This is a genomic window from Synechococcus sp. W65.1 (assembly GCF_047461615.1).
In the GTDB taxonomy this organism is placed as follows: domain Bacteria; phylum Cyanobacteriota; class Cyanobacteriia; order Thermostichales; family Thermostichaceae; genus Thermostichus.
Genome location: NZ_JANSHI010000023.1, coordinates 7825 through 27838, shown reverse-complemented (window position 1 = coordinate 27838; position 20014 = coordinate 7825). Strand labels below are relative to the sequence as shown.

The following is a 20014-nucleotide window of genomic DNA, read 5'->3' as shown; positions in this document are numbered from 1 at the left end:
GAGAGCCATGAACTGGCAACACCTCTTCACTCGCGCTTTTTGGGCGGCGACCCTCGCCAGCTTGTGCCTGCCGGGAGCGGTTCTGGCCCAGGCTAACCTGCGGGAGCTCCCTCCGGACTTGGCAGAACAGCTCACCACGGAGCGGATTTTGCAAGCCTGCGCCGCCAACCAAGCCGATACCCTGCCCAGCCCCTTCCCGGACGTGGTGGCGACCGACTGGGCCTACAAGGCGGTGCTCACCCTCTACTACTGTGGGGCCTACCGGGGGGCTATCCCACCGGAGACCTTCCGGCGCTACCTGGAGCAACAACGGGGATCCCAAACCTAGAAGGCTGGCCCTACTTCAAAGATCGGTACATTTCCTCAATAAGGTGAGCGTAGCGCTCCGCCACGGGGTTGCGCTTAATTTTCAGCGTCTGGGTCATGAGGCCATTTTCCACACTCAGGGGCTCTGGCAAGAAGCGAAAGTCAGCAACTTGCTCGTCGGGCCGATAGCCAGGGCGCTCTTGGATGCGGCGGCGTACTTCTTGCAAGATGAAGCGGCGCACCTGCGGGTGAACGAGCAGCTCGGTCTCGGCAGTAGGGATCCCTTGCTCAGCAGCCCAGGCCTTGAGGGCGTCGAGGTTGGGGTAGATGAGGGCAGCCAATTTTTTTTGGTCTTGCCCGACGATCACAATCTGGCTGATGTAGGGAGATTGCAGGCAGGCATCTTCCAGGGGCTGTGGCTCAATGTTCTCGCCGTTGCGCAAGACAATGACATCCTTGGCCCTGCCGGTGATCACCAGTTGGCCGTCGGGAGTGAGCCAGCCTAGATCCCCGGTTTCAAACCAGCCATCAGAGCTGAGAACTTTAGCGGTGGCTTCTGGATTGTTGTAGTAGCCCATCATCACCTGCGGGCCACGGGCCAGGATCAACCCCTTTTGGCCAGGGGGCAAGGGCTGCCGGGTTTCCGGATCGACAATGCGAAACTCCGTCCCTGGCAGCGGTGGGCCAGCCGTACCGCGCACGTTGTTGTCAGGACGCCGCGCGCACAGCACTGGCGAGGTTTCCGTGAGGCCGTAGCCATTCAAGATGGAAATCCCAACAACTTCATAGAACAGATCCAGATAGGCAGGTAGGGATGCGCCGCCGCTAATAGCATGTTGAAAATTGGGGCCTAGTGCTTGTCGCACCTTGCGGTAGATGAGCCAATCGGCCAGCCGATGCAGGGGCCAGAGCAGCCAATGTTGCCAGCGAGCCTGTAGGCGCACCCAGGGGCTGACTCCGTAATGCAAAATTGACTGGTTGCGAGCTATCCGTCCAGAGAGCACATGGCTTTCACTGACAGCCATCAGAGCACGGATTAGCCACTGCAGGAGGGGGCTTTTCTCTTTGAATTGCCGCTGGATCCCTTCATAAACGGTTTCCCAAATGCGCGGCACTGCCACCAAATAGTGGGGCTGCTCCTGTTGAAAATCTTGTTTGATAAAGCGGGGGCTGGTATAGACCAGCGTGCAGGCGCGACTAAGGAGAAAATACTCGCAAGCCCGCTCATAAGAGTGCCAAGTGGGCAGAATGCTCAACACCTTGTTCCCCGGTTGGGGCTGTACGACCGCGCCCAAGTTCTCCACCTGGTGCATGAGGTTGCCGTGGCTGAGCATCACCCCCTTGGGCTGACCGGAGGTGCCGGAAGTGTAGATGATGGTGGCCAACTGGGATCGCTCCAACTTGGGGGGCTCGTAGCGGTGTTCTCGCCCTGCTTGCAGCCACTGAGAAAAATTCACTACTCCTGGCTCTTCTTCGTCCGAAAGCAGCAGCAGCCGCTCTAGACCCAGCTCCTCCACAACTGACCGAACCCGTGCCAGCGTCTTCACATCCTGGGCAATCAAAGCGGTGCTCCCGGAATGGCGCAAAATGTAGCCCAGCTCCGCTGGATCCGCTACGGCGCTGCGCGGCACATTGACTGCTCCTGTAAACAGCGTGGCCAGATCCGCCATCAGCCAGCGGGGGGAGTTGTCGGCAAAAATGGCTACCCGATCCCCAGGGCGAATGCCCAAAGCCTGTAAGCCAGCAGCCAGCGTCTGAATGCGGCGGAACAGTTCCCCATAGGAAATCTCAAAGACCGGCTGGGCATGGGGATCCCTGAGGGCAGGCTGGTCAGCAAACTTCTCGGCTAGGACTTGCCAGACGTTGAGTAGAGTCGTCTCTGGGGCAGCGGGTGTAGCAGCAGCGGAGACAACGGTCACAGATCCGGGCCGTAAATCACGCTTACACTTTAACAGAGCGCGCACAAACTCGAAGGCAGTCCTCCAGGGATCCCTATGCGCATTGGCGTGCCCAGGGAGATTAAAGAGCAGGAATTCCGCGTCGGCCTAACACCAGCGGCGGTGCGGGTCTTGACTGAGCAGGGGCACCAGGTGTGGGTGGAAACTCAAGCGGGCCAGGGAGCCGGCTTTACTGACGAGGACTATGAGAAGGCGGGGGCCAGGCTGGCTGCTACTCCTGAGGAGATCTACCAGCAGCAGTTGGTGGTGAAGGTGAAAGAGCCCCTGCCTGCAGAGTATCCGCTGCTCCATCCGGATCTGATCCTATTTACCTACTTGCACTTGGCGGCTAGCCGCGAGCTCACCCAAGCCCTCCTGCGTTCGGGGGCCACCTGCCTGGCTTACGAGACAGTGGAGCTGGCCGATGGCTCCCTGCCTCTTTTGATGCCCATGAGCATGATTGCTGGGCGGCTCTCGGTGCAATTTGGTGCCCACTACCTCACCCGCCAAGAGGGGGGGCGAGGCGTACTGCTGGGCGGGATCCCAGGTGTGCCACCGGGACGAGTGGTGATTTTGGGCGGAGGAACCGTGGGTACAGAGGCGGCCAAAGTGGCCGTTGGCCTGGGAGCGCAGGTGCAGATTTTGGACATTAACCTGCAGCGGCTCAACGAGCTGGAGCTCATCTTTGGATCGCGAGTGGAGTTGCTCTACAGCACCCCCCAAACCATCGAGGAGTGCGTTCGCAAGGCCGATCTCGTGGTGGGAGCGGTGTTAGTGCCGGGCAGTCGGGCGCCGATTTTGGTGAGGGAGGAGTTGGTGGCCCAGATGCGGCCCCGATCCCTAATTGTGGACGTCGCGGTGGATCAGGGAGGCTGCATTGCCACCACTAGGGCCACCACCCATGCCCAGCCGGTTTACGAAGCCTACGGCGTGTTGCACTACGGCGTTCCCAACATGCCAGGGGCTGTCCCCTGGACCTCAACCCAAGCCTTGGTCAATGCCACGCTCCCCTACATTCTCAAGCTGGCCAACCTTGGCCTGGCCGCTGCCCTGGAACAAGATCCAGCTTTGGCCAAAGGGCTTAACATTCGCTCCGGCAAGCTCATCCACCCCGCCGTGCGGGCTACTTTCCCCGACTTGGCCAACTAGCTTTAGAGGCTGCCACTACTGGTGCTCGAAGACGTTGCCATACCCCAGCAGATCCAGCTCGACAAGGGTGGGAAGGTGCTGGAAGCAACGCTGGGCCAGTTCCCAGCGCTCCTCTCGCTGCAGCATCTGGGCCAACTTGTGGCGCACCGGGATCAAGTAGCGGACGTCGTTAGCTGCGTACTCCAACTGCTCCGCCGAGAGGGCATGGACAGCTCCCCAGTCGGAGCTCTGGGCTGCCTTGTTCAACTCGACCCCGCACAGCTCGCTCACCACATCTTTGAGGCTGTGCTTGCTGGTGTAGGTGCGAGCCAGTTTGCTAGCAATCTTGGTGCAGAAGACCGGCCAGACTTGGATCCCCAGGTGGTAGCGCAGCATGGCCAGGTCAAAACGGGCATAGTGGAAAATCTTCTCGATGCCGGGATCCGTCAGCAGCTTGGCTAGGAGAGGGGCCTGCCTGACGCCGCGGCTAAACCGCAGCAGCACCACCTCACCGGCAGCGTTGGCAATCTGCACAACACAGAGTCGATCCCGCTGCGGGATCAAGCCCATCGTCTCTGTGTCCACCGCCAGGTAGGCTTCTCCGGCCAGGGCTTTGACCAGGTCGGGGGTGAGATCGTCGTCGCAAATCTGGAAGGGCTTCAGGGCCACGGGGAGCTCCCCTCAGGGCAGAGAAGGTGCTTGCTTTTCCAGGGCAGTTGCCAGCAGCCTCCAGCCCATCTGGGCTACCAGCTGGCTTTGACCACGCCAGGTAGCAGGCCGCGGTGAGCCATCTCCCTCAGGCTGTTGCGGCAGAGGCCAAAATCCCGGAAGTAACCGCGGGGACGGCCCGTTTTCCAGCAGCGGTTACGCAGGCGGGTGGGCGAGCTGGAGCGCGGCAGCTTTTGCAGTTGGGCATGCAGCTCCATGCGGGTGGCCTGGTCGAGGTTGGGATCAGCCAGCGCTGCCTTCAATTGCTGGCGCTTTTCGCGATACTTTTCAACCAAGCGCTGGCGCTTTTTCTCCCGCTCGATCATGCTTTTTTTAGCCACGGCTCACCTGTTTCCCCAATTTTTCAGCTCTACTAGGATAACGAGCAGGGGCAACTGGCAGCAAGGGGAGCCTGCCTATGGGTTAGGGGCACGCTAGTATTGCCGCCTGCGTGGTGCTTGCAAGCCACCGCTGCTGCTGGCCGCGAAGTGCTGGCGGATGCTACGCCATTACCTAGCAGGGATGGAGCTGGTACTGCAGGCGGGGTTCTCCTCTAGTCCTTGATTCACCGGACAATTGGCCACTTTGTGGCATAACCAACCTTCTGCCTCGACGTAGATGGGCTGAGCGAGTAGGCTTGCGAGTACATCTTTTCTGGTAGGCACTTTGCCTAGGCTAAAGTTGGCTCCGTCTTTAGCCGGTGTGCCTTATGGGGGCAAGGAGCAACTACCTGCAGCTTGCGGGGAAGTCGCGCCTGTGGAGATCCCTCTGGCGGGGTAGTAGAGGTGAACTCTACTACTAGCTACGGGTCGTGGAAGCAGGAAGGAAGCCTCAACGCCGAGTGAAAGTCTGCTTTTGCCTGGGGTTGTGTAAGTCTTTCAGAGCGGTTCCTAGCGAAAGCGGAAAACCCGTTCCCAGGCCTGGCGGACAAACTCCCTGAGCCAGCCGGATTTTTGGGCGCTCTCCACCTGGGCCTTGACCACCGCCTGCATGCCTCCCTCTCCCCAACTCTGGTTGCGCTGGAAGTACTCGATAAAGCTTTTGCCGGCAATGCGGGTGAGATAGCCAGCGCTGGCTGCCTGGATGGGTGCTGTCAGCCAAAAGCCAACAACGCTGACCTCAGCCACTGTAGCTAGGATCCCGGTGGTCAGTTGGATTGCCCCTTCCACCAGACCCAAGCCAGCCAAGGTCTTAGCCAAGGACAAAGCCAGCTCCCGCCCCTGCTGTAGGTTCATCTTGCAGCCGTAGAGGGATCCCAGCTCCACCACCATCTGGGCGTTGATGGCGGCAATGGCCAGGAGATCCAGCGCTGGGATGGGGTTGGCAAAGACCACACCGGTTACAATCCACTGAAAGCGATCGACCACTTCCTCCGCCTGGCGACGCAACTGCGCCTGGAGAATGCGCTTGGCCTCCTCGCCCAACTGCTGGGATTGCAGGAGGGCATTGTCCAAGGCCAGGGATCTCCCCTCGGCATAGAGCACCGCCTGCACCCGATCCCGCACTGCCGCCACCTCGGGTTGCGGCTGCCAGGTTTGGGATCCCAGGCGCACGGGGGCCGGGTTTGCAGCAGCTGGCAGCACGTCTTCCGGTTGGATAAGGGGGTAAACCCGTTCCCGCAGCCGCTGGAGCAGAAGCTGCTGTTCCTCGGGAGTGTAGAGGTCAATTTTGTTGAGCACCAGGAGGGCCCGTTTGCCCAAGGTCAGAAGGCGGCGCAGGGGCTCCAGCTCCGACTGGCGCAGATCCCCGTCCACCACTACCAGTAACAGCTCGGCAGCCTGGGCCTGAGCCTGGGCCTCTTCTTCCCGCATGGCTCCTGCCGGCCCAATTTCCAAAATGCCTGGACAGTCCACGATCTTCACGGGGTGGAGGATGCCGGGCAGGTTCCAGTCGTAGACGGCCACGGCTTGCGTGGTGCCCAGGGTGGCCCCCACTGCTCCCACTGGCCGCCCCAGGAGAGCGTTCACCAGCGAGGTTTTGCCCGCCGAGCCTGTGCCGAAAACCACCACCTTCAGTTGAGGCTGGGCCAACTGCTGGGCTAAGCGGGCTGACCGTTCTGCCAGCGCTGCTCGGGCCACCTGATCCTGAATCTGGGCTACTTGAGCCTCCAGTTGGGCCAGGTTGCGCCGGGCTGCCTCCCACTTTTCGGCGGGGGTTGTCGGGGGGGCTAGCTGAGGAAGGCGCTGGGTTGGAGGGGAGGAAGCTCGGCCAAAGAGAAACAAGTAATAGACCGAGGCGGCCAAAAACACCACTAGCAGCAGCGTCAGCACTCCAACTAACAGACCCCCTAAAAGGGGGTGGTAGCGGGTGGCGTAGTAGAGCTCGAGAAAGGACTGAATCAGCCACACAATTAGGCCTGTAAACAGGGCCAGCAGCGCCAACAACAGCAGCAAGCGCAGGTAGAAAGCCAAGCGCATGGACCTCAACAGCCACAACCGATTGACTCTAGCCGCGGCTGCCCCTATCCCGCCAGCTTGAGGTCCTGCCGCTGCGTTCTGGCAAACTTCCAGCTAGGAAAGAGGGCGCTCGAGGATGCCACCTCCCAGCAGCAGATCCCCCTGGTACCAAACGGCGGCCTGGCCGGGGGTGACGCCAAACTGGGGCTCGGCAAATTGCAACTTCACGCGTTCCGGCGATTCCGGGATCAAGGTAGCTGGCACGGCAGGGGTACGGTAGCGCACCTGCACTTCTACCTCCAAGGGCTCTGATGGCGCTGGGATCGACACCCAGTTGACCTGCCGCACCCAGGCTTCTGCTTGGGTGGCTTCTTCCCGCTCTCCCACCACCACGCGGTTCATGGCTGCATCGATGCGCACCACATAGAGCGGACGAGGGGCAGCAATGCCTAAGCCCTTGCGCTGGCCAATGGTGTAGTGGTGAATGCCCTGGTGGTACCCCAGGACCCGCCCCTGAGTATCGACAATTTCCCCTGGCCTTTCCCCCAAGTGCTGATCCAGGAAGTTGCGCATCGAGCCGTAGGTTTCAATTAGGCAAAGATCCTGGCTCTCTGGCTTGTTGGCGGTGGCCAGGCCGTAGCGCCTAGCCATCTGGCGGGTCTGGGCTTTGGTGTACTCGCCCAACGGGAAGAGGCTGTGGGCCAAGTGCTCCTGGCTGAGGTCGTAGAGAAAATAAGACTGATCCTTTTGGCGATCCACAGCCCGCAGCAGTTGGTAGCGCCCTAGCTCGGCGTTGAAACGTACCCGCGCGTAGTGGCCAGTGGCAATCTGCGAGATGCCCAACTGCTCCTGGGCGTAGGCCAGCAAGGGACCGAACTTGACCAGCCTGTTGCAGCGGGAGCAGGGCAGCGGTGTGATCCCGTCCGCATAGCCGGCTAGCAGGTACTCGACAATGTGGGTTTGGAACAACTCGCGGCTATCCACGATGTGGTGCGGGATCCCCAGTTGCTCACAAACAGCAGCAGCATCCACCAGGCCGTCGGTGCAGCACTGGCCTTTCCCCCGCATCAGCCACAAAGTAACCCCCTCCACGGCGTAGCCCTGTTCGTGGAGGAGAGCTGCCACTGTGGAGCTGTCTACCCCCCCAGAAAGAGCCGCCACGATGCGGGGCCGAGAGGGAAGTCCGGCTGTCTCAGGATGGGGTTTGGTAGCCACCATAGAGCAGGGGATAAGAACAGAAAAGCTTGCCTCCTCCTCAAAGGAGCCCTCCAGCAAGCTGAACCCCGATCTTCAGCTTAGCTTGCTTCTAATCCGCTGGTGGGGATCCTGCTTCTAGGAAGCCCCTTTGGCGCAGCCGTCGCAGGGAATCCAGAGCGGTTGCGGCAACGCTATCGTTAGGATCCTTGGCCAGATAGTTGAGGGCGGAAACGCTCTTAGGCGAGGGCAGATTTCCCAAGGCCTGGGCCAGCCGCTGCCGCACCAGCCAATCTTCCGATTGGGCAAAGCGCAAGAGGTGATCCAGCGCCCGCAGATCTCCCAGTTCCCCCAAGGCAGCGATGGCCGCCTGCTGGAGCAACTCTTCCGGCCCCTCCAACGCCCGCAGCAGTACGTCGTAAGCTCGGGGATCCTTCAGGTTGCCCAACGCTACGGCAGCACTAAAGCGCACCAGCCACTCCACATCTTCGTAGAAGGCACGCACCAGCGCCTCGAAAGCCCGGGGGTCTTCTAGGTATCCCAGAGCGCCTGCTGCATTGGCGCGAATGCTGTAGTCCGGGTCCTGGGTGAGGATCTCCACCAACTTAGGCAGACAGGCGTCAGTTTGCTTGACCCCGAGCGCAAAGACGGCAAAAGAGCGCACTTGCAGGTTTTCATCGTCAACGACCTGCAGAATCAGCGGCACCGCCTGCTCTGCTGGCACGTCCCGCAACTGCGCCAAGGCCAGCATCCGATCCGCTGGTCGTGGGCTGCGCAGCCGCTCGGCAATCTCCTGTAATTGGCTAGGGTTGGCGGGATCCAAAGTGGGGAGAGCCAGAATGTTTACAAGTTTTAATTATGGCAAACTTTGCTGCCTTGGGGCAGGGATCGCCGTTTTGTCGGGAGAGGCTTGACAAAAAGGCAGCTCGAGGTTAGCCCCATTGCGAGGATTTTGGATATTTTAGTCCAGAGACGCTTTCCCAGGGGTTTTTATGGTTCGCCCACTGCTTTTGCTTGGGATCCTGCTGGGGTTGGCAGGAGGCATGTCTCTGGCTCCCGCTTTGGCCAACGCCCAGGCAGTTCGGGACGCCGAGCTGGCCCTGCAGCCGCTTTTGCCGCCGGGATCCCGCATCCTCCGCTCCCGCCGGCTCAGCAACACGGAAGCGGAAGTCTGGGTAGAGTTTCGCGGCAACAGCAACCCCGTGATCATGCAGCTCAACCCCTCAGGCCGTTGGGAACAGGACATGAATGCTACCCTGGCCCGTGGAGCTAGCCAGCTGCGGGCTCTTGCCCGGCAACAGACGGCGGCTCTGCCCGAAGGCTTTGGCCAGACTGCTCCCGACCAGCCTCGGCCCTTGCCAACCCAACCTGCCTCCATCCTGATCCCACCTGTGGATCGGGAGCAGGAAACCCAGCGGGCTCTGAGTAGGGCGGGACGGGCGGATCCCTTTGTGCCCCAGAACGTGCGCGCTCCCGAGCCCCCTCTACCACCCCTAGATCTGCCGCCCCTTCCAGAACTGCCTCCCCTGGGGAGCGAAGTGCCTGTAGGCGTGGCTACGCCGCTCCCCACACCCACGCCAGATCCGGCTGCTTTTGCCCGCAGCGTGCAGGTTTCTGGGGTTATCCAAATTGGCGGTGAGTCCTTTGCCCTCATTTCTGCCCCTGGCACCCTTCCCGCAGTTGTGCAGGCTGGGCAAAACTACCAAACTGCCCAGGTAGCCAAGGTATCGGTGCCAGAGCGGCAGGTTGTGCTCTCGGAAGGGGGGGAGACGGTGGTCAAAACGATGCAGAATACCACAGTGATTGTGGGGGCGCCGTAGCCTGTCAGCCCTGGTGGCAAAACTTAGAAGCGGGGCTCACTGCCTAGGCGGGAGGGCTGCTGTTTGAGGTAGCGCAAGAACTCCCGCAACTCAGTTTCAGTCAACTGGTGGCGAGATTTTTTCTGGAAGCGACGTTCCAAAAACTCTTGGCCCTCCTTGCGGCCCCAGCCAATGCGCTGCATTTCCACGTCCGTTTGCGCAATGAGATCCGAAAGGTCGTCGCTTTGAGTCTCCGCTTCTTTAAGGGCCTGGGATCGGGCTGAGATCCCTGCTGCTTCAGGGGTTGGAGGGGTAGAGGAAGACTGGGACTGTCCATTGCCCAAGTTAGGAGTTGGCCAACTGGGAGAGGACAGATAAGAAGCCCTGGCAGGGGCAGCGTCTAGGCCTAAACTTAAAGAGGAGGTAGGGCGACCAAATCCTGCATGCTGAAGAGCCCGCTTCAAGGCAGCATCTTCAGCGTCTTCGATGGTGTTTGAGCCGGCCATGCCACTGCCCAAAACGGTGTTGTTCACCACTACCTGGGCTTTGACGATGTAGATCCCTTCTTCCACGCGCAACAGATCGGTGAGCAAGCTGCCCATGGGGTACCGCTCTCGAAAGTCTTGAATCATCTTGGCGCCGGAATCTGTTGCTTCTAGAGCCCCAACTCCAGGCTAGCTTGAAGGTACGCCCTACATCCAGATCTTCTTACCCACATTTAAGCCAGTCGATATTGGCTAGAAATGCTTGCCAATAGGAGAAGTCTTTCCTAGCAGTTAACGTCTGGCTCGGCAAAGGTATGCTTAGGCTAGGAATCTACCAGCAGCACCCAGGGAGGCACAGCAAGTATGGCTAGCGATACCACGGCGGCCAAGTCAGCCAGCTTGGGGCAGGCAGCTATTCGAGAGCGCAACTATGGCACTGCTTTGCAGTTGTTGCGGCGGGCTTATCGGGCCGATCCCAGCCCTGAAAATGCCCTTTGGTTGGCCACTGCCTACGAGGAGGCAGGCTACCTTCAGTTAGCTGCTCTCTATCGAGAATTGGCCCAAGAGCGCAGAGAGACTCCCAAAGCAAAGTCTCCCCGCACCCTTGAGGAGCTGAAGCAGCCATCTCCCCAATCGCCGGCTCGCAAGACCCTTCCCTCGCCGCAGCCGATCCCGCCGTCAAGTCCGTCCACCTCTTCTGGGGATCAGCCAATTGAGCTCTCCAAGCCCACACCCCTGGATCCCAAAAGCCTCAGCCGTCAGGTACCCTTGCGAGGGCAAGCCACAGAGGCTGTCTCTTCCGGGGAACAACTGGCCCAAAACGCCAACTACCTGCCAGTTCAACACGCTCCGGATCTGCAAAACCCCCAGCAGGGATCTCCCTTCCTGCGGCGGCTCAACCAACTGCATCGGCAATTTAAGGATCGGCCTACGGCAGAGCTGGCTCTGCAACTGGCGGAAGCCTACGACGAGCAAAAGAACTTCAAAGAGGCCCAGCGCTACTACCGGGAAGTTTTGGATTTGGATGACTCTTGGCTGCTGCGACCGATGGTGCTAGAGCGCCTGGAAGAACTGCAGCGCCTGCAGGAGCAGGAAGGCCAAGCGAGATCCCTGGCAGAGCCTTCAGCCCAGAACTTGCTCAGGCTGGCCGAGAAACTGGAACAGGAGGGGGAAATTGCTCGGGCTGAGCAGGTTTACCGGCAAATCCTGAAAATGAATGCCACCCTGGACATCCATGCCAAAGCGCGCAAAGGACTAAACCGGCTCTATCCCAACGGCAAGCCGTGATGCCAACCAGCCCAGGCAGACTCAATCGCCCAAGGAATAGCTGGGGCAAGGTTATCGAGGAAAGGAGGCGCGGAGACTCGCAGCTTTGGCCGTGGGGTAGCTTACTTCCCTGCGGGCTGCGGCAATGGTCTGGGGCAGCACCCCTACCAGCCGCGCCAAAACCTCATCGGGGAGTTGGCTGACCACCTCAGCAGAGAAAAACTCTTCTAGGCTAAAGAGCAAGGTTCGTGCCCGCTGGGCCGACAGAGGGTTGTCGGTAATCTGCTGCAGCCAGCGCATCCAGTGCAGCCGCTTGGCATAAGCATTCTGCCGCTCTTGGTAGCTCCGGGGATGCAACAGAGCCACATCCCCAATCGGAACCACGCCGCTCGACTCCACATCCAAAGGACCCCCCACCGCAGCGCCCGGCCCGGCAAACTCGGCATGAAACGTTTTGCAGATGATCAAGGCGTTGTGTCGCTGGGGATCCACCATCAGCAGTTGACCACTGGCGAGGCTGCAGACTAGCTGCTCTGGATCAACCCACGGAACCAGGCTGTGGCTGTTGGGAGAGGACTCGTTCATACCCCTCCAAGATATCTCGTTCCCCTTACATGAGATCTTCGACTTTTGCAGCCCTGCTTGACCAAATCTTCATCTTGGGATCTCGCCGACAAGCCGGATGGCGATCCCTTTGCCGGCCTGGCAGCGGCCAATGCGACGGGCATAGGGGTAGCCGGCCTCCTGCAGTTCTGGCAATAGCTCCGCCGTGTGGCTCGGATCTACAGCCACCAACAAGCCGCCGCTGGTTTGCGGATCCGACAAGAGCAATTGCTGCCACTCGGGCAGAGAGTTGGCCTCTACTCCCTCATAGCTTTGCCAGTTGCGACGGGCTGCGCCTGGGAAGATCCCAGCCTCAGCCAAGGAGAGGGCTTCTGGTAAAAAGGGAATGGCAGCCAGATCCAACTCAGCGCTCACCCCCGAGCCACGGCAGACCTCTAGCAAGTGTCCCAAAAGACCAAACCCCGTTACATCGGTTAGGGCGTGAACCTGGGCTCGCCGGGCCAGTTGCGGGCCAATGCGGTTGAGCTGGGTCATCACTTGTAAAACTTCTGCATAGCCCGCTGTGCTGAGCTGACCCTTTTTCAGGGCGGTGGTCATTACCCCGATCCCCAGCGGCTTGGTCAGGATGAGATCGTCGCCAGGCTGGGCGGTGGCGTTGCGGCGGATGTGCTGCGGGTGGGCCAGCCCTGCCACCACCAGGCCGAAGATGGGCTCAGGGGAATCGATGGAGTGCCCCCCAGCCAGAGGGATCCCCGCTTCCTGACAGACTTGGATCCCCCCGGCCATGATCTCCCGAATGACCGACAGGGGCAGGGTGTTGACCGGCATGCCCAGGATGGCCAGGGCAAGGATAGGGGTGCCCCCCATCGCGTAAACATCGGAAAGGGCATTGGCGGCAGCGATGCGGCCAAAATCCACCGGATTGTCCACAATGGGCATGAAAAAGTCGGTGGTTAGAATGAGGGCCTGCTCGTCGTTGAGTTGGTAAACGGCGGCGTCGTCGCTGGTTTCAGCTCCCACCAACAGGGCTGGATCCGACCAGAGGAGGGGCAGCTCCTTGAGAATCTGCTGCAGCAGCGCAGGGGCAATCTTGCAGCCGCAGCCGCCACCATGGGAGTACTGGGTGAGGCGAATAGGAGGCTCCATATCAGGCGAAGGGCGAAAAGGTGGGCTTGACTTCACTGTAGCGGCCTCTGCCGGCAACTGGAAAAGGAGAGCGCTGGGTTAAGGTTGAAGGGATCCCTTATCCCTACCGTTGCCATGGCCTTTGTTCCCTTGCACTTGCACAGCGAGTACAGCCTTCTAGACGGGGCTAGCCGACTGCCGCTTTTGATTGAGCAAGCAGTGGCTATGGGTTTCCCAGGACTGGCCCTGACGGATCACGGCGTTATGTACGGGGCCATCGAACTGGTGAAACTGTGTAAAAGCAAAGGGATTAAGCCAATCATCGGCAACGAAATGTATGTTATCAACGGCAACATTCGGGACAAAAGCCGCAAGTACCCAAAGTATCACCAAGTGGTCTTGGCCAAAAACACCCAGGGCTACAAAAACTTGGTGAAGCTGACCACCATTTCCCATCTCCACGGCGTTCAAGGCAAGGGGATCTTCGCTCGACCCTGCATCAATAAAGAGTATTTAGTGCAATACAAGGAGGGGTTGATTGTTACCAGCGGCTGCCTTGCTGGAGAGGTTCCCCAGGCCATTTTGCAGGGGCGGCCAGAAATTGCTCGTCAGGTTGCTGCCTGGTACCAGGAACAGTTTGGAGATGACTACTACATCGAGATCCAGGATCACGGCTACCGGGAAGACCGCTTTGTCAATGTGCAATTGGTTCGCATTGCTCGGGAGTTGGGGATCCCAATCATCCTCACCAACGATACCCACTTTATTTCTTGCTGGGATGTGGAGGCCCACGATGCCCTGCTCTGTATCCAGACAGGCAAATCCCTCACCGAGAAAAATCGCCTTCGCTACACGGGCACAGAGTACCTAAAAAGCCTAGAGGAAATGCGCCGCCTCTGCCGCGATCACCTCGAGCAGGAGGTCATCGACGAGGCGATTGCCAATACCCTCAAAGTGCTGGAAAAGATTGAGGACTATGACCTGTTTGGGGAAATACGCATGCCTGACTACCCAGTTCCCCCAGGTCATTCTGCCGATAGCTACCTTGCTGAATTGGCCTGGCAAGGCTTGGCAAAGCGCTGTGGCGTCGCCCATCCGGATCAGATCCCCCAAAACTATCGGGAGCGCCTGCGCTTTGAGCTGGATATCATCCAGCAAAAGGGGTTTTCCAGCTATTTCTTGGTTGTTTGGGACTACGTTCGCTATGCCCGTGAGCACGGGATCCCAGTGGGCCCAGGCCGTGGTTCGGCAGCCGGATCCCTGGTGGCCTACGCCCTACAGATTACTAATATCGATCCTGTCAAATACGGGTTGCTCTTCGAGCGTTTTCTCAACCCAGAACGGCAATCAATGCCCGATATCGATACTGACTTTTGTATCGAGCGTCGGGGAGAGCTGATCGAATACGTAACCCGCAAGTATGGACAGGAGCGAGTGGCTCAGATCATTACCTTTAACCGCATGACTTCCAAAGCTATCCTCAAGGACGTTGCTCGGGTTCTGGATATCCCCTATTCAGAAGCTGACAAAATGGCAAAGTTGATCCCGGTGTCCCGGGGCAAGCCGGCAAAACTAGAGGAGATGATTAGCGAGAACACTCCTGCTCCAGAGTTTAAGGAAAAATATGAGAAAGACCCAACCACCCGCCGCTGGATTGACCTAGCTCGATTGCTAGAAGGCACCAACAAAACCTTTGGAGTCCATGCCGCTGGCGTAGTCATCTCCAAGGATCCTTTGGACGAGATCGTGCCTTTGCAGTACAACAATGAAGGCCAAATTATTACCCAGTACTCGATGGAGGACATCGAGTCTTTGGGCTTGTTGAAGATGGACTTTCTGGGGCTGCGCAACCTAACCCTGATCCAGCGGACTGTAGAGCTAATTCGAGAACATAGAGGCGTTGTGATTGATTTGGACAACCTACCACTGGACGATTCAAAGACTTACCAACTTTTGGAAAAAGGGGAGGTGGAAGGGATCTTCCAGCTGGAATCTTCCGGGATGAAGCAGGTGGTGCGAGAGCTCAAGCCCTCAAATCTGGAAGATATTTCCTCGGTCTTGGCTCTCTACCGACCGGGGCCATTGGATACGGGCATGATCCCAGACTTTATCGATCGCAAACATGGCCGCAAGCCGATAACCTATGCCCACGACCTTCTCAAGCCAATCCTTCAAGATACCTATGGGGCTATCCTCTACCAAGAACAGATCATGCGCATTGCCCAGGACATGGCCGGCTATACCCTGGGCCAGGCTGACCTGCTGCGGCGGGCGATGGGGAAAAAGAAGGTCTCGGAAATGGAGAAACACCGCGAGCAGTTTGTTCGAGGAGCAGTCGAGCGAGGTGTGGCTAAAGAAGTAGCCACGGAGCTCTTCGACCAGATGGTTGCTTTTGCCGAGTATTGCTTTAACAAATCCCATTCTACAGCCTACGGATTGATTACTTTCCAGACCGCCTATCTAAAAGCCAACTACCCAACAGAATACATGGCAGCGCTGCTTTCTTCTGTAAGCGGGGATCAGGATAGAGTCCAGCGCTACATCACCTACTGCCTGTCAATCGGAATCCAAATTGAGCCGCCTGACATCAACCGCTCCGGCCTAGACTTTACGCCTCAGGGATCCAGCATTTTGTTTGGTTTGGGGGCAGTGAAGAATGTAGGCGAGGGAGCGGTGCAAAACATTCTGGCCACTCGCCAGGCTGGCGGCCCCTTTACCTCTTTGGCCGACTTTTGCCAGCGGGTCGATCTGCGCATCGTCAACCGCCGGGCCATAGAGTCGCTCATCTGTGCAGGCGCTTTCGACGGTATTTCCGGCAACCGCAAACAGCTCATAGCGGATCTGGATCCCGTCCTCAGTTGGGCGGCGGAGCGGGCCAAGTCCAAAGCCATCGGCCAAGCCAGCCTATTTGATTTGTTGGGCAGCAGCAGTCAGGGCTTTACGGAAGCGCCCCAAGGGCCTGCAACTGAAGACTTTCCGCCGCAGGAAAAGCTGAGGCTAGAGCGGGAACTGTTGGGCTTTTATGTTTCGGATCACCCTCTGCGGCGGCTCCAAAAGCAAGTACAGCTGCTAGCTCTTGTCAACCTCGCTGACTTGAAGACCTGCTCGTCTGAGGTCTCAGTCGGCATTCTCGCTCTGGTGACCGCCATCAAAACCGTCAGCACCAAGAAAGGGGAGCGCATGGCCATTTTGCAACTAGAAGATCTGACAAGCACTTGCGAAGCGGTGCTCTTCCCCAAGACTTACAAGCGTTTGCGCAGTTGCCTGCAGGTGGATCAACGGCTCTTGGTTTGGGCTAAGGTCGACCAGCGGGATGAGCAGGTGCAATTGATTGTGGAGGACCTGCAGCCCATTGAAGCGGTAAGCTGGGTCACGGTGGAAGTTCCCCTGGACTCTGCTGGAACCGTAGAGGAGCGGCGCCGTCTGCAAGCGGTACTTGCCGGTCAACGCTCGGAAGCTCAGGAAGAAAATCGCATTCCCGTGGTGGCTGCCCTCGTCGCCCCCCCCCACACCCTCTGGGTGCGGCTGGGATCCAAATTTTGGGTGAAAGATGCCGAGGCCACCGTTGCAGCTCTGCGCCAGGCCGGCTACACTGCCCGCAAGGAAGCGCTAGCCTCCTGAGAGACCACCCAACTGTTGTCCCAGCCAGCTGCGCAACTGCGCTACCGTTAGCCGCGGAGAAGGGCGCGGTAGGGGCTGTTCCGGATCCCCAGCCACCTTCAGCACGGGAACCTCGAGGGAGTACTGCTCCCACCAAAGGGGGTTGGAAGTAATGTCACGGATTTCCAGCTCCCTGACTTCAGGGATCTGCTGCAACTTCTCCGCTAAGCCCTCGCAGAGGTGGCAGCCAGGCTTGCTGTAGAGGATTAGCGGCGGCCAAGGCATAGGGGATCCCTCAGGCAAGCCGACGGTGTTGCAGCGAGGGCATCTGCCGTCGGACAAGCTGCAGCCGCTCTGGGTCGATCTCAGCAATGGCCGCACCTGGTTTTTCGCCGCCGGCATCCGCCAAGATTGTCCCCCAAGGATCTATGATCATGGCATGCCCGTGGCACTGCCGCCGCGCGTAGTGGGTGCCCACCTGGGCAGGGGCGATGACATAACAGGTGTTTTCAATGGCCCGACACTGCAGTAAAACCTGCCAGTGATCCCGGCCCGTGTATGCCGTAAAGGCGGCAGGGATCAGCAACACCTCCGCCCCCCGATCCACCAGGGAGCGATACAGCTCGGGAAAGCGCACGTCGTAACAGACCGAAAGGCCAAGGGTGCCTAGCCGTTCTTCCTGGTAGACAACCACCTCGTTGCCGCTCACCACCGTGTTGGACTCGCGGTAGGTGTTGCCGTCGGGCAAGTTGACGTCGAAAAGGTGGATCTTGCGGTAGCGAGCCAGCTCTCTGCCCTCTGGGCTGTAGAGGGCGGCCGTGTTGTACACCTTGCCCTGCCCATCTGGCACCGGGTATCCGCCGCCCAGCACAAATACCTGGTAGCGCTGGGCCATCTTGGCCAAGAATTCCTCCGCCCGCTGCGCGATCTCCGGAGCAAGACGAACTTTCTCTTCCTCTGGCCCCATGAAGGCGAAGTTTTCCGGCAGGGTTACGAGCTCACAGCCCCGGCGCGCCGCAAAATCAATCCACTCCTCCGCCTGCTGGAAGTTGCCGGCCAGATCAGGCGTGCTGGTCATCTGAAGGGCGGCTGCCAAGTAGGATTGCATAGGGAAACTCCGGGAAAACTCAAAGGATCCAGCTGACTAGCCCGCCAGATGCCACCAGCCGAAAGCAGGCCCCACAAATCGCACTATCACCCAGACAATGGCTAGGAGAATAATGCCGGCCCAAGTGCCTCGAGTTGTCCAGTTGTAGATTGTGCGGGCTTGGGCTTTGGTGAGAGGAATGCTTTTGAAGCTGGGAAACAGCAACTCTTGGTCGGGATCTGGGCTGCTGCGGGTTTTGCGGCGTTTGGCTTCGCCCATGACCTGGCCTCCAAGGGTTTTGGCGCAGTCGCGACTTTCATCTTAACCTAATTCCCTTTGGGCCTCTCCTAGGCGGTGGGGTCGGCTGCAGTTGAGGAGGCAAGACTTAACTAGAAGCGCTGGTGTAGAAGCGCAAGGCAAAGCGCCAAAATAGATGGGATCCCCACAGCAACCCTGCTGCCAACAGGGCGGATCCCACAAGCCACGGCCATTGGGCTCGCCCCAATAGAGCTTCCGCTGGCACTGTGGTCAAGAAAGCCACTGGCACGACGAAGGTAAAAAACAGCCGATAGGCCACCGGATAGGCCACCAGCGGGAATCGCCCGGCCTCTACCAAGCCCCGCAGCACCTCGGTGACGTTGTAGATCTTAACAAACCAGATGCTGGTGGCCGCCAGCATAAACCAGAGGCTGTAGAGAATGACCAGCCCCAGCAAAAAGGGCACTAGCCCCAGGACATAGGCCCAGGCTGGCAGCTCCAACTGGATCCCGGCGTAGAGAATCAGCAACAGGCCAAAGCCGATATCCACTAGGCCCCAGGGAGAGAACACCCGCGTTGACAGCCAAAACTGGCTGCTGATGGGCTTGAGCAAAACAAAATCCAGGGTGCCCTCCTGCACCTGCTGCACGATGCGATTGAGGTTGACGTTAAAGAGGCTGGTCGACACCCCCTGGAGGATGGTGAACACCCCCAGGACGATGAGCGCCTCCGGCCAACTCCAGCCCCCCAAGCGGTGCCCCTGCTGGTAGAACAGCGACAGCCCAAACAAGGCTGACGCCAGGCCGCCTAAGCTGCTGAGGCTGGCAAAGAAAAAATTGGCCCGGTACTCCATTTCTGCTGCTACAGAAGTGCTCCAAAACAGCCACAACACCTGCAAGTAGCGCAGCACTTGGGTTCTCTCCAGTCTCAGCCTTTATTCCACTTGCGGTAGCAGCGGGCAGTGATGAGATAGGGATGAAACACTTCCAAAAAGTGACTTTGCAGCACCTGGAAGAACTGCTCAACTTTCTGGGGGTCGTCCAGGTGGAAAGGAAACTCGTCGTTAAACCCCTTGAAAAAATACCAGTTGATCAACAACTTACCTTCCGGCTTGAGCCAAGCGTAAAACTGACGCAACTGAGCTGCTGGATCTGGCAGGTGTTCCACCACATCGAAGCAGAGGATGGTATCAAAAAAGATCCCTTCTGGCAAGCTTTCTGGACAGTGGATCCGCTCGCTTAGACCCAATTTTTCCGCCCGCAGTTGTACAAACTGCCGATGGATGGGGTTGATATCCCAAAAAATCACCTGCTCCACTGCTGGGCAGAGGGCTGCCCCAATGGTGTGGGTGCCAATGCCTCCGCCAAAATCCAGCACCAGCCCGCGGGCCTGATCCGCCACCAGGCGCAGGGTGTCACCGATGTAGTCGGTGCTGCTTAGGTGCCAAGCGGCCAAGTCCAGCAGATAGGCAGATCCCACCCGATCCCGGTAAAAAGCCTCTACCTGATCCCAGCCGAAGTCGCGCCGGCCCAGCTCTGCCAACTGTTGTTGCCCAGCTCGCAGCTTCTCCTGCAGCTCGGCGGCTTCAAGGCCGAGGAAGGATCCCAGGTGAGCTTCCAGGTTAAAGCCATTTTGCCAGTAGCTGCTCAGCGCAGGGGGAATGGAAGCCACGGGAACCCAAAGCTCACTAGGCTGCTGGTCTCAGGATACCGCAAGGCAGGGGATGGCAGTGAAGCTCTCGTTCTCTCTGAGCGCTTCTTTCTCGGTGTCCTGCTGGGATCCCGGCTCAGGAACATTGGGCGGCGTCTTCAAAAGGATAGCCAAGGTATCGGGACTGAAGTGGTCGGTGCTCCTAACAATGGCTGTTGCCCTCGGCCCAAACCCGATCTTGTCAAAAAGCTGCAGCCGATGAGAGGAAACCCGTTTCCCATTGACGAACAAACCATTGGTGCTTTGACGAGAGCCAGGGCTGCCGTCAAAGATCACGTAGCTGTATCCAGCCTGGTTTTCTTCAGGAACGCGGATAATGACAGCGTGCTGGCGGGAAACAAAGGGGTCATAGAGACGGATGTGGCTGTTGGCGGCTCGCCCTACCGAGTAGTAAATCTTGTCCAACACAACGCCGCGCTGACCTAGCTGATCCTTGAAGATCAGGATTAGG

The 20014-nt window shown here is 58.9% G+C and carries 20 protein-coding genes; 5 read left to right on the top strand and 15 right to left on the bottom strand.

Annotated elements, in window-relative coordinates; genetic code table 11:
- Window positions 1-328: hypothetical protein (locus NW806_RS10800; RefSeq protein ID WP_414411104.1), on the top strand; the 328-nt coding region annotated here is incomplete at its 5' end.
- Between the two features lie 10 nt (window positions 329-338).
- On the opposite strand, the gene NW806_RS10795 is transcribed toward NW806_RS10800, so the two are convergent.
- The gene (locus tag NW806_RS10795; protein ID WP_414411103.1) at window positions 339-2225 is read right to left on the bottom strand and encodes an AMP-dependent synthetase/ligase; all 1887 of its coding nucleotides are present in this window, start codon (window positions 2223-2225) and stop codon (window positions 339-341) included.
- A 75-nt stretch (window positions 2226-2300) separates the two neighbouring features.
- On the opposite strand from NW806_RS10795, the gene ald reads away from it, so the two are divergent.
- Window positions 2301-3392 carry an alanine dehydrogenase gene (gene ald / locus NW806_RS10790; RefSeq protein WP_414411102.1) on the top strand — a complete coding sequence of 364 codons (1092 nt, stop codon included), beginning with the start codon at window positions 2301-2303 and terminating at the stop codon, window positions 3390-3392.
- A gap of 15 nt (window positions 3393-3407) precedes the next feature.
- Here ald and NW806_RS10785 read toward each other — a convergent pair whose 3' ends face one another.
- From NW806_RS10785 to NW806_RS10765, 5 genes are all read right to left on the bottom strand, one after another.
- On the bottom strand, window positions 3408-4040 hold the full coding sequence (locus NW806_RS10785) for a ribonuclease D (RefSeq protein ID WP_414411101.1): 633 nt from the start codon (window positions 4038-4040) through the stop codon (window positions 3408-3410).
- A gap of 74 nt (window positions 4041-4114) precedes the next feature.
- A complete protein-coding gene (gene rpsN / locus NW806_RS10780) occupies window positions 4115-4420 on the bottom strand; it encodes a 30S ribosomal protein S14 (RefSeq protein WP_414406312.1) in 306 nt (101 codons plus the stop codon).
- 549 nt (window positions 4421-4969) lie between these two features.
- Window positions 4970-6496, bottom strand: a complete 1527-nt coding sequence (locus NW806_RS10775; protein ID WP_414411100.1) for a YcjF family protein — start codon at window positions 6494-6496, stop codon at window positions 4970-4972.
- A gap of 93 nt (window positions 6497-6589) precedes the next feature.
- Window positions 6590-7693 carry a tRNA 2-thiouridine(34) synthase MnmA gene (mnmA, locus tag NW806_RS10770; protein WP_414411099.1) on the bottom strand — a complete coding sequence of 368 codons (1104 nt, stop codon included), beginning with the start codon at window positions 7691-7693 and terminating at the stop codon, window positions 6590-6592.
- An 88-nt stretch (window positions 7694-7781) separates the two neighbouring features.
- Entirely contained in the window at window positions 7782-8492 is a 711-nt protein-coding gene (locus tag NW806_RS10765) for a HEAT repeat domain-containing protein (protein WP_414411098.1), read from the bottom strand.
- A gap of 169 nt (window positions 8493-8661) precedes the next feature.
- Between NW806_RS10765 and NW806_RS10760 the strand changes: the two genes are divergently transcribed.
- Window positions 8662-9489 carry a hypothetical protein gene (locus NW806_RS10760; protein WP_414411097.1) on the top strand — a complete coding sequence of 276 codons (828 nt, stop codon included), beginning with the start codon at window positions 8662-8664 and terminating at the stop codon, window positions 9487-9489.
- Between the two features lie 23 nt (window positions 9490-9512).
- Here NW806_RS10760 and NW806_RS10755 read toward each other — a convergent pair whose 3' ends face one another.
- Window positions 9513-10100, bottom strand: a complete 588-nt coding sequence (locus NW806_RS10755; protein WP_414411096.1) for a hypothetical protein — start codon at window positions 10098-10100, stop codon at window positions 9513-9515.
- Between the two features lie 216 nt (window positions 10101-10316).
- Here NW806_RS10755 and NW806_RS10750 point away from each other — a divergent pair, with 216 nt between their 5' ends.
- Window positions 10317-11240 (top strand): hypothetical protein, encoded by a 924-nt coding sequence (locus NW806_RS10750; RefSeq protein WP_414411095.1) that lies wholly within the window; start codon window positions 10317-10319, stop codon window positions 11238-11240.
- A gap of 51 nt (window positions 11241-11291) precedes the next feature.
- On the opposite strand, the gene NW806_RS10745 is transcribed toward NW806_RS10750, so the two are convergent.
- Both NW806_RS10745 and selD read right to left on the bottom strand, forming a co-directional pair.
- Window positions 11292-11804 (bottom strand): hypothetical protein, encoded by a 513-nt coding sequence (locus NW806_RS10745; RefSeq protein ID WP_414411094.1) that lies wholly within the window; start codon window positions 11802-11804, stop codon window positions 11292-11294.
- 69 nt (window positions 11805-11873) lie between these two features.
- Entirely contained in the window at window positions 11874-12929 is a 1056-nt protein-coding gene (gene selD / locus NW806_RS10740; protein WP_414411106.1) for a selenide, water dikinase SelD, read from the bottom strand.
- A 114-nt stretch (window positions 12930-13043) separates the two neighbouring features.
- On the opposite strand from selD, the gene NW806_RS10735 reads away from it, so the two are divergent.
- Complete coding sequence (locus tag NW806_RS10735) at window positions 13044-16529, top strand: DNA polymerase III subunit alpha (RefSeq protein ID WP_414411105.1); 3486 nt, start codon at window positions 13044-13046, stop codon at window positions 16527-16529.
- Here the strand turns inward: NW806_RS10735 and NW806_RS10730 are convergent.
- The 6 genes from NW806_RS10730 to NW806_RS10705 form a co-directional block, all read right to left on the bottom strand.
- Complete coding sequence (locus tag NW806_RS10730) at window positions 16518-16793, bottom strand: glutaredoxin family protein (RefSeq protein WP_414395036.1); 276 nt, start codon at window positions 16791-16793, stop codon at window positions 16518-16520. The genes NW806_RS10735 and NW806_RS10730 overlap by 12 nt on opposite strands.
- A 10-nt stretch (window positions 16794-16803) precedes the next feature.
- Entirely contained in the window at window positions 16804-17616 is an 813-nt protein-coding gene (locus NW806_RS10725; protein ID WP_414411093.1) for a carbon-nitrogen hydrolase family protein, read from the bottom strand.
- 36 nt (window positions 17617-17652) lie between these two features.
- Window positions 17653-17874: a DUF2839 domain-containing protein gene (locus tag NW806_RS10720; RefSeq protein ID WP_414395038.1), complete on the bottom strand. Its 222-nt coding sequence runs from the start codon at window positions 17872-17874 to the stop codon at window positions 17653-17655.
- Window positions 17875-17980: 106 nt separating this feature from the next.
- The gene (locus NW806_RS10715) at window positions 17981-18763 is read right to left on the bottom strand and encodes an ABC transporter permease (protein ID WP_414395039.1); all 783 of its coding nucleotides are present in this window, start codon (window positions 18761-18763) and stop codon (window positions 17981-17983) included.
- Between the two features lie 17 nt (window positions 18764-18780).
- Entirely contained in the window at window positions 18781-19524 is a 744-nt protein-coding gene (locus NW806_RS10710; protein WP_414411092.1) for a class I SAM-dependent methyltransferase, read from the bottom strand.
- Between the two features lie 30 nt (window positions 19525-19554).
- Window positions 19555-20014: FHA domain-containing protein (locus tag NW806_RS10705; protein WP_414411091.1), on the bottom strand; the 460-nt coding region annotated here is incomplete at its 5' end.

Bases quoted from the DNA above. Each gene is read 5' to 3' on its own strand.
- NW806_RS10755 (WP_414411096.1), bottom strand. From the start codon at position 10,100: ATGATTCAAGACTTTCGAGAGCGGTACCCCATGGGCAGCTTGCTCACC.
- NW806_RS10730 (WP_414395036.1), bottom strand. From the start codon at position 16,793: ATGCCTTGGCCGCCGCTAATCCTCTACAGCAAGCCTGGCTGCCACCTC.
- NW806_RS10760 (WP_414411097.1), top strand. From the start codon at position 8,662: ATGGTTCGCCCACTGCTTTTGCTTGGGATCCTGCTGGGGTTGGCAGGA.
- NW806_RS10735 (WP_414411105.1), top strand. From the start codon at position 13,044: ATGGCCTTTGTTCCCTTGCACTTGCACAGCGAGTACAGCCTTCTAGAC.
- selD (WP_414411106.1), bottom strand. From the start codon at position 12,929: ATGGAGCCTCCTATTCGCCTCACCCAGTACTCCCATGGTGGCGGCTGC.
- mnmA (WP_414411099.1), bottom strand. From the start codon at position 7,693: ATGGTGGCTACCAAACCCCATCCTGAGACAGCCGGACTTCCCTCTCGG.
- ald (WP_414411102.1), top strand. From the start codon at position 2,301: ATGCGCATTGGCGTGCCCAGGGAGATTAAAGAGCAGGAATTCCGCGTC.
- NW806_RS10750 (WP_414411095.1), top strand. From the start codon at position 10,317: ATGGCTAGCGATACCACGGCGGCCAAGTCAGCCAGCTTGGGGCAGGCA.
- NW806_RS10725 (WP_414411093.1), bottom strand. From the start codon at position 17,616: ATGCAATCCTACTTGGCAGCCGCCCTTCAGATGACCAGCACGCCTGAT.
- NW806_RS10720 (WP_414395038.1), bottom strand. From the start codon at position 17,874: ATGGGCGAAGCCAAACGCCGCAAAACCCGCAGCAGCCCAGATCCCGAC.
- NW806_RS10745 (WP_414411094.1), bottom strand. From the start codon at position 11,804: ATGAACGAGTCCTCTCCCAACAGCCACAGCCTGGTTCCGTGGGTTGAT.
- NW806_RS10775 (WP_414411100.1), bottom strand. From the start codon at position 6,496: ATGCGCTTGGCTTTCTACCTGCGCTTGCTGCTGTTGTTGGCGCTGCTG.